Raw genomic sequence first — 12634 nt, forward strand, 5'->3', positions numbered from 1 at the left:
GATGATACCCGGCGCATCCCTTCCCGATCACTCCTGCGCCTTGAGCACCGACACCAGGTCGAAGCGGTCCACGTTCCGCCGCACCACCAGCCCGGACACCACCACCGCCAGCAGCGTGACGCCCGCGGCGAAGGCGAAGGTCGGCGCCTCCACCACCAGCGGGATGCGCTGCGTCTCCGTCTCCAGCGCGGTCACGACCAGCGCGGCGAAGCCGTACCCGATCACCATGCCCACGGGCAGCGCGATGGCGGTCAGCACGCCCAGTTCGCCCAGCAGAATCGCCGACACCTCGGCCCGCGTGAAGCCGATGACCCGCAGCGTGGCCAGTTCGCGGCTGCGCTCCGCCAGCGTGATGCGGGCGCTGTTGTACACCACGCCGAAGGCGATGATGCAGGCGAAGAACACGTTGAATGTCCGCATGCGGAGCAGGTTCTCCGCGATGGTTTCGCGGAAGGACTTCACCGCCGCCTCGCGCACCACCACGCTGGCCACGCCGGGAGTGAGCTTGAGCCGGGCGTACAGGTCCGCCTGCATCAACGGGTCCACGGCGAGAAAGGCCCCGGAAACGGTGTCGCCCTCGCGCAGCAGTCGGCGCAGGGAGCGGATATCCATGTACGCGCTCGTGCCCGTGAAGTCGGTCACGATCGACGCCACCGGGGCTTCGATGACGGGTCGCCGGCCGTCCAGCACCTCCAGGCGCACGATGTCGCCAACCCCGGCGCGCAGCCGTTCGGCCAGCTTGTCCGAGAGCACCAGCCCCTCATCCGGCAGGACGACGCGCGAACCATCCTCGGCGCGGGGGACGAAGAGATCGTGATCCGACGACAGCCCGATCAGCCCCTGCCGCTCCGAGTAGTGTCCGTGGATGAACCGACCCGCCACCGCGCGAAAGGGCTCCACCCGGCGCACGCCCGGCATGGCCCGCAGCTCGCTCACGGCGCGCGAGGGGACGACTTCGCTGGTGCTGACCATCAGGTGCTGGCGCTGCACGCGCGCGAACTGAAAATCCAGCACGTAGTTGATGGCGTCCAGCGCGAACTGTCCCAGCACCAGCACCCCCACCGCCATGGCGATGCCCAGCATGGTCAGCCCGGCGCGAATCGGCTCGCGCTCCAGCGAACGGACCACCATGCGCGAACCGGCGGTCATCCACCGCTGCAGCCCGAGGCGCTCGAGCGCCGTTGGCCTGTAGACGCCGGGCGCGGGTGGGCGCATGGCTTCGGCTGGGGGGAGCGCCGCCACGCGGCGCAGCGGGCGCAGCGTGCCGACCAGCCCGGCGCCGATGCTCACCAGCGCCGCCATCATCGGCACCTTCGGATCGAAGTCGTACGCCAGCAGCGGAAAGCGGAAGAAGCGGGCGTACATCACCGTCAGCCCCTGGCCCATCCACGCACCGGCCGCCGTGCCGATGGCCACGCCCGTCAGCACGATGGCGAGCATGAATCCCAGGTAATGACGCGCCACCTCGCCCCCGGAGTAGCCGAAGGCGCGCAGAATGGCGATCTGCTCGCGCTGCGTACCGATCAACCGCGAGAGCACCATGTTGAGCAGGAAGGCCGCCACGGACAGGAAGATCGCCGGAGCCATCACCGCCATGGCGCGCAGTTGATCGAGCTCTCCGGCGATGAACTTGGCGGACGTCTGATCGGATCGCCCGTACGAGCCGAGTCCGCCGAATGGTTCGATCAGCGCGTCCAGCCGCTGGATGACTTCCTGCTCCACCGCGCCGGGACCGATCGAGACGACCACGTTGTTGAAGGCCCCCGCCAGGTCGAAGGCGGCGGCCAGATCATCCTCGCCCATCCACAGCACGCCGAAGCGCTTGTTGTCGGGCAGCACTTCACCCTCGCGGATCTCGTACACGAACTCGGGGGACAGGGCGACACCGACGATGCGCAGCCGCTGCATTCGTCCGTTGATGATGGCGCGAAGCGTGTCGCCCGGTTTGAGCGCGTGGGCGGCGGCGAAGGCCTCGCTCACCAGCGCCTCGCCCCGGCGGTCGGGATCGGGGAGGCGACCGGATCGAAGGTGGAGCGCGTGGAGCGCGGGCTCGCCCGATCGGGGCAGCGAGATGAGCCGCCCCACCACCGGCTCGGGAAAGTCGGCCACGTCCAGGTTCACGTCAAACACGATGCGGGGTTCGACGCGCGAGACGCCGGGAATGTCGGCGAGTCGCCTGGCCAGCGAGTCCGGCGCGCGACGAAGATGCGCGAAGACGTGTCCGAATCGGTACGAGGCGAAGTAGCCGTCGCGCGTGTTCCGCAGCGAATCGAGCGCGGTCAGCGACATGGTGAACGTCGCCACGCCCGAGGCCAGCACCAGCGCAATCGCCAGCACCTGCCAGCGCAGGCGCGACAGGTCGCGGGCGAGTTTGCGGTTGAGCGCGGTCATGCGGGTCGGTCGGTCCGCTCCTTCACGGTCGCGGCGTGCGTTCATGGCCTCGTGTCACCACTCCAGGTCGCTCGCCGCTACGCGCATGACGTTCTCATGCACCGAGGCGATGAGGCCGCCTGACAGCGAGATCACACGATCGGCCATGCGGGCGATGGTGGCGTTGTGCGTGATGACGGCGGTCGTGGTGCCGAGTTCACGATTGACGCGCTCAATGGCCTGAAGCACCAGGACGCCGGTGGTCACGTCCAGCGCGCCGGTGGGTTCATCGCAGAGCAGCACCGAGGGTCGCTTGGCCACCGCGCGGGCGATGGCCACGCGCTGCTGCTCGCCGCCCGAGAGCTGCGAGGGGAAGTGGTCCATCCGGTCGCCCAGACCGACCAGTTCCAGCGCATCCTCCGGCTTCATGGGGTCGGCGGCGATCTCGGTCACCAGCGACACGTTCTCACGCGCGGTCAGCGACGGCACCAGGTTGTAGAACTGGAACACGAATCCGACGTGCTCACGCCGGTAGCGAGTGAGCGCGGCGTCGTCATCCCGCGTCAGGTCGTGGTCGAGATACCGCACCGTGCCCGCGGTGGGCACGTCCAGCCCGCCCAGGATGTTGAGCAGCGTGGATTTGCCGCTTCCGGACGGCCCCAGCAGCACCACGAACTCGTGCTCGTACAGGTCCACGTCCACGCCGCGCAGCGCGTGCACGCGCACCTCGCCCATCTGATACACCTTCGTCAGGCCACGGGCCTGAAAGACAGCGGTGCGACGGGGCGCGTCGACGGCGTCGGCGGATGTGCCGGTCATTCACGATGATACGGCGAGCGGTGTTCCGGTGGTCGTGCGGGGTTGCGCCGCCATGCGTCGCCTGGACAGGTTGATGCGCGACTGGAATCGGTGGGCGGGTGAGCCGGCGATTGAGCAGGCCGTGGAGGAAGGAACAGGGAACGGGGAACGGGGAACGGGAAACGGACACGAACCCGTCTCAATCGCCGGGTCACGCACCCACCGGGGCGGCTGGGATTGTGCGGAGCGAATCGGCGGGAGCAGGGCGTCCAACGAAGGAGCGAAACGTCACGAACGGAACGGTGGAACTGGAAGCGCTTCCACCGTTCGGCGAAGCGCAAGGTCCGGGCGCGCGGCGGCGCCGTCAACTCTCGACGGACGGCTGAAACGTCGGAGGAAAGAAATTCGCGGTTGGCGAAGATTCGCACTTCAGGGGCGGCGCCCAGGCGCTGGGCGGTTGCGCATGGCGAGCCGCCGCCGCATGATGTTGATTCGCAAGCGTGAGGCGTGGTCGTCTGGTATGCTGCGCGGATGGTGTGCTCCGTTCTGCTGCTGTCTCTGTGGTTGGCGCCGCTGGCGACGGGAGGAATCCCGCCCGGTGATCCTGTGCCGCCCGATCCCGCGCCGCGATGGTTCAAGGGCAATCTGCATACGCACTCGCTGTGGAGCGATGGCAATGACTTCCCCGAGATGATCGCGGAGTGGTACCGCGCGCACGGCTACGACTTTCTCGCCCTCTCCGATCACAACATCCTCAGCCAGGGGATGCGATGGATGAAAGTGGCGGACATCGAGCGCCGCGGCGGACGGGACGTGCTGGCCAAGTATCGCGCCCGCTTCGGCGACCACTGGGTCGAAACGCGCGGGGGCGAGCCGGGGCCGGACGGCGCTGTGGCGCCGCTCGAAGTGCGCCTCAAGCCGCTCAACGAGTTTCGCGCCCTGGTGGAGGAGCGCGGCCGATTCCTGCTCATCCAGGCGCAGGAGGTGACGGACGCGCTGGGACGCATCCCCATTCACATCAACGCCGCCAACCTGCGTGATCTCATCACGCCGCAGGGCACCGGCGGCGATCCGGACGCCGACGTGGCCGACGTGATGCGCCGCAATCTGCGGGCCATCGAGGAGCAGGCCCGTCGCACCGGCCAGCCGATCCTGGCCCATCTCAATCACCCCAATTACGTCTGGGCGGTCACGGCGGAGGAGATCGCCGAGGTGGTCGAGGAGCGCTTCTTTGAAGTCTTCAACGGTCACACCGGAACCAACAACGCCGGCGACGCGCAGCACGCCTCGACCGAGGTGATCTGGGACGTCGCCAACACCATCCGGCTGGCGCGTCTGAACGCCGCGCCCCTCTACGGGCTGGCCACGGACGACAGCCACAGCTACCACGGCGAGGGCGACAGCGACGTATCGGTCCCCGGACGGGGCTGGATCATGGTGCGCGCGCGTCACCTGACGCCCGAGTCGCTCATCAGGTCAATCGAGGCGGGCGACTTCTACGCCTCCACCGGCGTCGCTCTGCGCGACGTGCGATTCGACGCGACCACGCGCACGCTGACCATCGACATCGAACCGATGATCGACCCTGCCACAGGGGCCTCCGTCGCGTTCACCACGAGGTTCATCGGAACGCGCCGCGTGTTCGATGACTCATCCATCGAAATCCGCGACGCCGCCGGCAACGAACTGCGCACGACGCGGCGCTACTCGGCGGACGTCGGCGCGGTGCTGGCCATCGCCGAGGGGCTGAACCCCTCGTACTCGCTGAAGGGTGATGAGCTGTACGTCCGCGCCGTGGTGACGGCGAGCATCGCGCCGGCGCGTCCCACGAAGGACAGCCCGCTCATGAAAGCGTGGACGCAGCCGGTAGGGTGGGTCGTTGGGAGCGTTCAACCGGAGTAGACGTGAACCGCATCATTCGCCTTCCTTCGCGGATGGCGCTGGCCTGCTTCCTCTCCCCTGAAGAAAGCGGGGGTCAGGTTGGCCTGTTCTCAATGCTACCGGCTCGTTTCCACGATCGGCGCCGTCGTTCCCAGGCGTTGTCCGCATTCCGGGCAGCGCGGCTCGACCAGAAAGCGGATGTCGTAACGACAGTTCGGACACAAGCCGGCGCGCAGCAGTCGTCGCCGTCGTTCCGATTCCGACGCCGCGACGGATCGGGACATGCGCTCCAGGAACAGAATGACCGCCCAAGTCAGTGCCATCGCGGCCCCGGCCCCGATGGCGAGGACCAACTCGGCTGACAGCACACCCGCGATGTACAGCGTGAACGCCGCCGCCGCGATGAGAATGAGCCCGAACTGCGCCGCACGAAGCGTGAACTCCGTCGTGAACCGGACGCCGAATCGCAAGGCGCGGGCGAACATGATCGCCCTCAGTGTATCACGGCTCGAACCCACGAGCCGATGGTCACCGTCACCAGCAGTTGCACGTGGGCAATGTTCTCGACGACTTCCTCCATGTCGCCGTAGACGCCGTCGATGAACCGGTAGATCACGGTATCGCCGGGCACCAGCCGCTGGAGCACCCGGCGGGCGATCATCTGCGAAAGCACGTAGGTGATGGCCGCGGCGATGAGCCAGATGCGCGTGGCGTGGCGATGACGCAGCCAGGGCGTCACCGAATCGCGCCAGAACCACGCCCACACCGCGATGGAGGCCAGCGAGGCGTACACGAACTTCGTCGTCCAGTCCCAGTGAATCTCGCGCAGCAGCACGGTGCAGGCGACGGCGGCGAGAAGGATGTAGAACCGCTCCCTTCCGCAGATGGCCCGCGTCACGCACAGCAGGGCGGCGAGGGCGGTCAACACGATCGCGCCCACTTCATGCACCGGCTTGGCCTGCAGCACCGGGGCGTCCGCCAGCACGGTCATGGCCGACCAGGCCATCCCGATCGGCCCCAGGAGCAGCGGCCACCACGCGCTCCAATGCGGGGCGGGCGGAACGATCGGCAGGACTGTCACACTGGCGGCGGTGGCGGAGGATGGCGCGGTCATGCTGGCCCTCACGAGGATGGCGAACGCTATCCGCGATCCTCACGCGATGCAAACCGTCCGTTCACAATTGACCCGACGCCCACTCCGCGCGCAGCAGGCCGTACTGCACTACGTCGAGCATCTCACCCCACTTGCAGATGTGCTGGCGCCACACGCCTTCACGCCTCATGCCCGCCTTCTCCAGCACCCGGCCTGACGCAGGATTGCTGCCAAAGTGGTGGGCGTGGATGCGGTGCAGCCCCAGGGTCTCGAAGCCGTGTCGCACCACGGACCGAAGCGCCTCGGTGGCGTAGCCCGCCCCCCACCACGGGCGGTAGATGACGTAACCCACCTCGGCCCAGCGATGGTCCGGGTTGAGCCGCAGGTCGATGGCGCCGATCAGTTGCGCCCCTTCGCGGAGCGTGATCGCGAAGATCGGGTTGAGCCCGGTCTCCAGGCCGCGGGCATGCCCGGCGATCCAGGCCGCCGCCGCTCCATCCGGGTACGGATGGGGAATGCTCAGCGTGGTGCGCGCCACCTCCCGATCCGAGGCGTAACGCTGCACCACCGGCGCGTCCTCCGGCGTAAACGGGCGCAGCAGCAGACGATCCGTTTCCAGTACGGTTGGCGTGATGGGCGACATGCGGTCCCTTCCGCCCGGCGGTTGGACGATGCCGTCGGCTGGCCCGGGGGTCCGGGGGCTCGATTCAACCGCGCTTGTCGAAGGTGATCTCGGCGTAGGCGTTATGGCTATGGATTGACTCGAAGTTCTCGCTGCGGATGTGGTACCACAGGATGCGGTCGTCCCGGTTGAGCGCCACCGCCAGATCGCGGACGATGTCCTCGACGAACTTGGGGTTGTTGTACGCCTCTTCGGTGACGAACTTCTCGTCGGGCCGCTTGAGCACCGAGTACACCTCGCAACTGGCGCTGGCTTCGAGCAGCTCCACCAGATCCTCGATCCACATCGACCCGCTGAATCGCACGTCGGCCGTGATGAGGCACCGCTGGTTGTGGGCGCCGAACGTGGAGATTTCCTTCGAGCACGGGCAGAGCGACGTGGCCGGGGCGGTCACACTCATGATGAAGTCGTCCGCCCCGTTGGCCTCGCAGATGAATCGCACCGTGTAATCCATCAGCCCCGGCTGCTGGGTCACGGGGGCCAGCTTGCGGATGAAGTAGGTGAACTCCATCTCCAAGTGCGCGTTGGCCGCATCCAGCCGCTGACGCAATGACCGGCACATCTCCACGATCGAATCCGGGCGGATGCCGTCGGCGTACTCGTTGAGCACTTCGAGGAAGCGGCTCATGTGCGTCCCCTTCCGCTCCGCGGGCAGGGAGACGTACATGTTGATCTTCGCCACCGTGGTCTGCCCCTTGCCGCACGGCGTCTTGAGCGTGACGGGGTAGGTCACGTCCTTCACCCCCACCTTGTCGATGAACACCTGGCGGCGGTCGCTGGCCCCCTGCACGTCGGGCAGGGACACCGGCCCGGCGACGGGCGGCTCATGGGGGGGATACTGGCTGTGCAGCCGGGTTGACATGATGGGACTCTTCCCTCCGGAAAACCGGGAATCCGGCCAAAGCCAAGCATAGGGGCGGGGGTTCGACGGGCCAAACGCGCTTCGACGCGCCGCGTTGATTGGATGCGGAATCGCGGCAGTCGTTACCCCGCGCCGTCGGATGAGGTCGGTCAGGCGGCATGAGAACCGCCCGCGCCTTCCGGGGTCGGCGAAAGCAGCGTGCCTGCCCACGCCAGTCCCAGCGAGCCGCCCAGCATCGCCCCGGCCGCGTAGTCGCCCGGCATCGGTCGAAGCAGGGGGATGAACCATTCCGCTTCGGCGAGATGCGGAATCAGGGCGGCCGCCGCGAACGCCAACCCCCCCGCCGCCGCCGTCCACGCGGCGCCCAACCGGGGGCGCCCCCCCGCCGCGATGCCCGCCGTCACGCCGAACAGTCCACCGATGGTCGTCGCCGCGAGCGTCTGCCCCTTCAGGCCCGTGCGTGCGACGAGCCAGACCATCGCCAGCGACACGGTTATCGTCACCGCTCCTCCGAGGAACAGCCCCACCACCCTGCCCGGTCCGACCGCCCGACTGACCACGCGTCCGGACTCCAGCCGCCGCACCGCCATCGTCCATGCGGCGAGCAGCGCGGCCCACAGCATTCCCTCCGCCGCGACGGCGATCCGCGCCCCCTCCAGTCGCTCCAGGTCCGCCGCCGTACCCGTGCGCGAGGCCCACGCCAGCAAACCCACTCCCGCCAAGACCCAGCCGGCATGTCGCGGTCCGGCACGTCCGACGCCAATGGCGATCGTCCCCAGCAGCCCCATCAGGGCGACCGCAGCCGCACCTGCCGCACCAGGCGAGGTCGCCAGGCCCACCGTTGGCGCCTCTCCGCCCGCCCAGCCCCGCATCCAGCCGCCCGTGAGCATTCCGGTCACGATTGCGCCCAGCGCCAGCAGCATCACCACGATGAAGGTCGACGCCGCTCGCCTCATGCGCCATTGTTGCAGGGCGATGCGCGAACGACCAGAGCCGGAGGGCGGACCGCTCCCTCACGGTCGCGGCTCACTTGGGAGGGTCGCGGCTCACTTGGGAGGGTCGCGTTTCACTTGGGAGGGTCGCGTTTCACTTGGGAGGGTCGCGGCTCACTTGGGATGGTCGCGGCTCACTTGGGAGGGTCGCGGCTCACTTGGGAGGGTCGCGTTTCGCTGAGAATCCGCCCATCGCCTCTCCGCCCGCGATCCATCACTGGTACGCACATCCTTCCGCCCGTCTGCGCGACCCACGCTTCGCCACAACCGCGATATGGTTCCCCCATGCCTGCATCGACTTCCGTCACGTCTTCCCCGCCGCACCTTCCCCCGCTTGTGCTGACCGGGGCGCCGCTCACATTCGACGAGGTTGAGCAGGTGGCGCGACGCGCCCGCCCGGTATCGCTGGATCCCGCCGCCCGTGCGCGGCTGGATGGCGCCCGTCAAGGCGTCGATGCCGCGGCCCGCGGCCCCCAGGCCATCTACGGCCTCAACACCGGCTTCGGATCGCTCTCTCGCCGCCGCATTGAGCCGCACGAGGTCCGTGAGGTGCAGCGCAACCTCATCCGCTCCCACGCGGCGGGAGTGGGCGAACCGCTTCCCGTCGAGGTGGTGCGCGCCATGATGCTCATCCTCGCCGCCGGTCTGGCGCGGGGGCGTTCCGGCGTGCGCACGGAACTGGCCGAGGCGCTCCTGGGCATGCTCAACCGTCACATCACGCCCGTCATCCCCTGCCGCGGCTCCGTCGGCGCTTCCGGCGACCTCGCCCCCCTCGCCCACCTGGCGCTGGTGCTGATCGGCGAAGGCGAAGCGACCATCGCCGATCACCCGGACGGCTCATCGGCCGCCGCGCTGCCCGGCGGTGAGGCGCTTCGTCTCGTCGGGCTCAAGCCGCTCGCATTGGAGGCGAAGGAGGGGCTGGCCCTCATCAACGGCACGCACCTGATGACCGCGCTGGGCGCCCTGGCGATCATCGACACCCGGCGTCTGCTTGACGCCGCCGTCGCCGGGCTGGCCATCGCCATCGACGCCTGCCGCGCCACCGACGCCTTCCTCGATGATCGACTGCACGAAGCGAGGCGGCAGCCCGGCCAGAGAGCCGTCGCCGCCCGCGTGCGCGACATGCTGCGCGGTTCGACGATTCTCGACGCCCACCGCGTGGATGATCCGCGCGTGCAGGATCCGTACTGCCTGCGGGCCGCACCCGTCGTGCTGGGCGCCGCGGTTGACGCCATCGAGCACGTGCGCGGCGTGTTCGAGCGAGAACTGGGCGCGGTGACGGACAATCCGCTTGTCTTCGCCGGAGAGGGCGGCCCACCCGCGTTTCTCTCCGGCGGCAACTTTCACGGCATGCCCCTGGCCATCGCCCTGGACTCGCTCAAGATCGCCCTGTGCCACGTGGCGGGCGTCGCCGAGCGGCGCATCAACTGGCTGCTCACCGCCAGCGACAGCGAGAACCCCGTCAACATCTATCTCAGCCCGCAGCCGGGTCTTCACTCGGGGCTCATGATCGCCCAGTACACGGCCGCGGCCTGCTGCAACGAACTGATGACGCTTGCGTTCCCCGCCAGCGTGGGCAACATTCCCACGTCCGCCGGAATCGAGGATTACAACTCGATGGGCGCCACCTCGGCGCGACAGGCGCGCCTGGCGGTCGATCTGGCCACGCAGGTCATCGCCGTCGAACTGCTGGTGATGACCGAGGCGATGGAGTACCAGCGACCCCTTCGCTCAGGAGCGGGCGTCGAGCGGGTGTACAAGACCGTTCGCGCCCTCGTGCCCCGGCTGACGGCGGACCGCCCCCCTTCGCCCGACATCGCGGCCATCGCGGGACTGATCCGGGGCGGACAGTTCGCAGGCCCCGACCGGTGACAGCGAAACCGCGCGGTCCCGGCGACTCCGCATTCACCAGCACACGCCACTTGCGGACGGCGCTTCACCCCGCCTTCGTCGTCAGCCCCGGCCGCAGCAGATCGACGACGATCAGGAGCATGAGGGCCGCCATCGAAGTCGAGTGCGTCACGCCGCCCGCGACGATTCCATACACGAAGGCCTCATTGCTCCGCGCCGGCCACCACGAACCGACATCCACGGCCAGCCCCAGACCCGCGAGGAGAACCAGCCCCCCCGTCAACCAGCGCGGCCACGAAGTCAGCAGCGCCAGCAGCGCGACGACCAGCCCGATCGCCCCCATCGTGCTGGCATGGGCATGCAGCGAGGCGAGCAGGATCTTTCTGTCGGTGGGAAACACCTCCACCGAGAAGGCGACCTTCTGCACTTCCGGCCAGTTCCGCAGCGACAACCCCGCCCCGCGCTCGGCGGCGCCTGCGTGACACGAAACGCAGTGCGTGTCGAGAAGCTCCTTGGGTGAGAAATCGCCGAAGTCCGGGTTGTCGTAGTTCGCCGCGGCGTTGCCGCCTTCCAGCCAGCGGAGCAGTTCAGCGCGATCCCCGGCGGGCATCTCGGGCGGATGGTTCCGCCTCAGGGCGGTCAGCAGCGGCGAGGGCACGGTGGCGCCGTGATACGCGCTCTTGACATCAGTGAACGACATGCCAGGCCGCCCGTCGCGGTTCTGGTAGTGCTCGACCATGTGCAAATACGAGGCGAGCAGGTACCCGCCCGCCAGGGCCAGCACGAAGCCGATCATCCCCAGCCGGGCGCCAAGGGCGAAGTGACGAAGTTTCAGGTGCGGCATGAGATTCACCACAGAGGGCGCAAAGCGATCACGTTGTCAAGCGGGCCTCATCAATCGCCACCTCGCCGCCGGTGACGATCGCCTGGTTCGCCAGGATGCCGACGGCGGCGGCTCGCATCCCCTCGTCCGCCGTCGTGGGCGGGGTGCGGCCTTCCTCAATGCACTTCAGGAAGTCCGCCAGCGCGTAGTGCAGCGAATCATGCGGGAGACCGACGCCTTCCTTCAGCCGCCCCTGCGAGGCCAGCTGGGTGGCGTCAGCGATGAGCGTGATGCCCTCCTCGTTGTGGAATGTCTGCCGGTTGGCGTAGACCTCCCAGCCCTGGGTGGGCGCGTCGGCCTCCTTGAACAGCCAGCCGTGCGTCCAGGTGAGCTTGACGGTGCCCATGCTGCCGTACATGAGCTCGTGCGTGCCTTCGTACGAGTTGCCGAGCGTAGCGTCATAGTCAAGGAACACGCCATCGCCGTAATCGAGCGTGCAGCGGATGGTGTCGAAGACTTCGCGCCCGTCCTGGTGGATGCGGATGGCGCCGGCCCCGCGGACTGACTTCGGGTAGCGGTTGAAGTACCAGTTGAACACGTCGAACTGCTGCGTGCCGAACTCGCCGGCCAGCCCGATGGAGACGGCCGGATCGAGCTGCCAGTTGGCGGCCTTTTCCCGCGCCGCGTCGGGCGCGGGGTTGCGCCAGGTCGTCTTGCGGTGGTATTGACCCCGCATGCGCACGAAGTCGCGGATCGAACCGGAGCGGACGAATGTCCAGGCGAGTTTGTAGATAGGGTTCGACCGTCCCTGCATGCCGACCATGAACGTGGTCTTGAGCCCCTGCGCCGCCTTGGCGATGGCCTTCGCGTCTTCGATGGTGTGGGCCAGCGGACTTTCGCAGTACACGTGTTTACCCGCCTGGATGGCCGCGAGCGCGATGTCCTTGTGCTGGTGCGTGGGTGTGGCGATGATGACGGCGTCCACGGTCGCCTTGTCAAGCAACGCGCGGTGATCGGCGTACGGCTGAGCCCCCGCGGCGCGGCGCACGGCGGTGCTCAGGCGGCCTTCTTCCGTGTCGCACACGGCCGCGATGGTGACGTTGCCGATCTTCTGCAGTTCGGCGACGATCGCGCGTCCCTGCCGCCCCATGCCGATCACGCCGATCGACCGAGGCGCCCGAAGCGGCGAGGCCAGCAGCGGCTCCACCATCGGCCCGAGCGCCAGGGCGGCCATGCCCCCCGCGGTGGTGGTGAGAAACGTCCGTCGATCGTGTGGTCGCAT

Annotated in this window: 11 protein-coding genes; 2 read left to right on the forward strand and 9 right to left on the reverse strand. The window is 68.3% G+C overall.

The window, feature by feature from the left end; all coding sequences use genetic code 11:
* Positions 1 to 27: 27 nt before the first annotated feature.
* Entirely contained in the window at positions 28 to 2391 is a 2364-nt protein-coding gene (locus tag HRU76_15040; protein QOJ19210.1) for an FtsX-like permease family protein, read from the reverse strand.
* Between the two features lie 54 nt (positions 2392 to 2445).
* Positions 2446 to 3189, reverse strand: a complete 744-nt coding sequence (locus HRU76_15045; GenBank protein ID QOJ18819.1) for an ABC transporter ATP-binding protein — start codon at positions 3187 to 3189, stop codon at positions 2446 to 2448.
* 510 nt (positions 3190 to 3699) lie between these two features.
* On the opposite strand from HRU76_15045, the gene HRU76_15050 reads away from it, so the two are divergent.
* Positions 3700 to 5070: a hypothetical protein gene (locus HRU76_15050; GenBank protein QOJ18820.1), complete on the forward strand. Its 1371-nt coding sequence runs from the start codon at positions 3700 to 3702 to the stop codon at positions 5068 to 5070.
* Between the two features lie 95 nt (positions 5071 to 5165).
* Here the strand turns inward: HRU76_15050 and HRU76_15055 are convergent, their stop codons facing one another.
* From HRU76_15055 to HRU76_15075, 5 genes are all read right to left on the reverse strand, one after another.
* Positions 5166 to 5534, reverse strand: coding sequence for a hypothetical protein (locus HRU76_15055; protein QOJ18821.1), 369 nt, complete (start codon positions 5532 to 5534; stop codon positions 5166 to 5168).
* 8 nt (positions 5535 to 5542) lie between these two features.
* The gene (locus tag HRU76_15060) at positions 5543 to 6163 is read right to left on the reverse strand and encodes a hypothetical protein (GenBank protein ID QOJ18822.1); all 621 of its coding nucleotides are present in this window, start codon (positions 6161 to 6163) and stop codon (positions 5543 to 5545) included.
* A gap of 61 nt (positions 6164 to 6224) precedes the next feature.
* Positions 6225 to 6785, reverse strand: a complete 561-nt coding sequence (locus HRU76_15065) for a GNAT family N-acetyltransferase (protein QOJ18823.1) — start codon at positions 6783 to 6785, stop codon at positions 6225 to 6227.
* A gap of 64 nt (positions 6786 to 6849) precedes the next feature.
* A complete protein-coding gene (locus tag HRU76_15070; GenBank protein ID QOJ18824.1) occupies positions 6850 to 7686 on the reverse strand; it encodes a GTP cyclohydrolase I FolE2 in 837 nt (278 codons plus the stop codon).
* Between the two features lie 149 nt (positions 7687 to 7835).
* A complete protein-coding gene (locus tag HRU76_15075) occupies positions 7836 to 8642 on the reverse strand; it encodes a hypothetical protein (GenBank protein ID QOJ18825.1) in 807 nt (268 codons plus the stop codon).
* Between the two features lie 321 nt (positions 8643 to 8963).
* Here HRU76_15075 and hutH point away from each other — a divergent pair, with 321 nt between their 5' ends.
* On the forward strand, positions 8964 to 10550 hold the full coding sequence (gene hutH, locus HRU76_15080) for a histidine ammonia-lyase (GenBank protein ID QOJ18826.1): 1587 nt from the start codon (positions 8964 to 8966) through the stop codon (positions 10548 to 10550).
* Between the two features lie 64 nt (positions 10551 to 10614).
* Here the strand turns inward: hutH and HRU76_15085 are convergent, their stop codons facing one another.
* Entirely contained in the window at positions 10615 to 11373 is a 759-nt protein-coding gene (locus tag HRU76_15085; GenBank protein ID QOJ18827.1) for a hypothetical protein, read from the reverse strand.
* Positions 11374 to 11401: 28 nt separating this feature from the next.
* Positions 11402 to 12634, reverse strand: a complete 1233-nt coding sequence (locus HRU76_15090; GenBank protein ID QOJ18828.1) for a Gfo/Idh/MocA family oxidoreductase — start codon at positions 12632 to 12634, stop codon at positions 11402 to 11404.

It is taken from the genome of Phycisphaeraceae bacterium (genome assembly GCA_015709595.1).
GTDB lineage: Bacteria > Planctomycetota > Phycisphaerae > Phycisphaerales > SM1A02 > CAADGA01.

Excerpts from the sequence above, each read along its gene's own strand:
- HRU76_15065 (QOJ18823.1), bottom strand. The coding sequence starts at position 6,785 with ATGTCGCCCATCACGCCAACCGTACTGGAAACGGATCGTCTGCTGCTG.
- hutH (QOJ18826.1), top strand. The coding sequence starts at position 8,964 with ATGCCTGCATCGACTTCCGTCACGTCTTCCCCGCCGCACCTTCCCCCG.
- HRU76_15090 (QOJ18828.1), bottom strand. The coding sequence starts at position 12,634 with ATGCGACCACACGATCGACGGACGTTTCTCACCACCACCGCGGGGGGC.
- HRU76_15055 (QOJ18821.1), bottom strand. The coding sequence starts at position 5,534 with ATGTTCGCCCGCGCCTTGCGATTCGGCGTCCGGTTCACGACGGAGTTC.
- HRU76_15075 (QOJ18825.1), bottom strand. The coding sequence starts at position 8,642 with ATGAGGCGAGCGGCGTCGACCTTCATCGTGGTGATGCTGCTGGCGCTG.
- HRU76_15045 (QOJ18819.1), bottom strand. The coding sequence starts at position 3,189 with ATGACCGGCACATCCGCCGACGCCGTCGACGCGCCCCGTCGCACCGCT.
- HRU76_15060 (QOJ18822.1), bottom strand. The coding sequence starts at position 6,163 with ATGACCGCGCCATCCTCCGCCACCGCCGCCAGTGTGACAGTCCTGCCG.
- HRU76_15050 (QOJ18820.1), top strand. The coding sequence starts at position 3,700 with ATGGTGTGCTCCGTTCTGCTGCTGTCTCTGTGGTTGGCGCCGCTGGCG.
- HRU76_15085 (QOJ18827.1), bottom strand. The coding sequence starts at position 11,373 with ATGCCGCACCTGAAACTTCGTCACTTCGCCCTTGGCGCCCGGCTGGGG.
- HRU76_15040 (QOJ19210.1), bottom strand. The coding sequence starts at position 2,391 with ATGACCGCGCTCAACCGCAAACTCGCCCGCGACCTGTCGCGCCTGCGC.
- HRU76_15070 (QOJ18824.1), bottom strand. The coding sequence starts at position 7,686 with ATGTCAACCCGGCTGCACAGCCAGTATCCCCCCCATGAGCCGCCCGTC.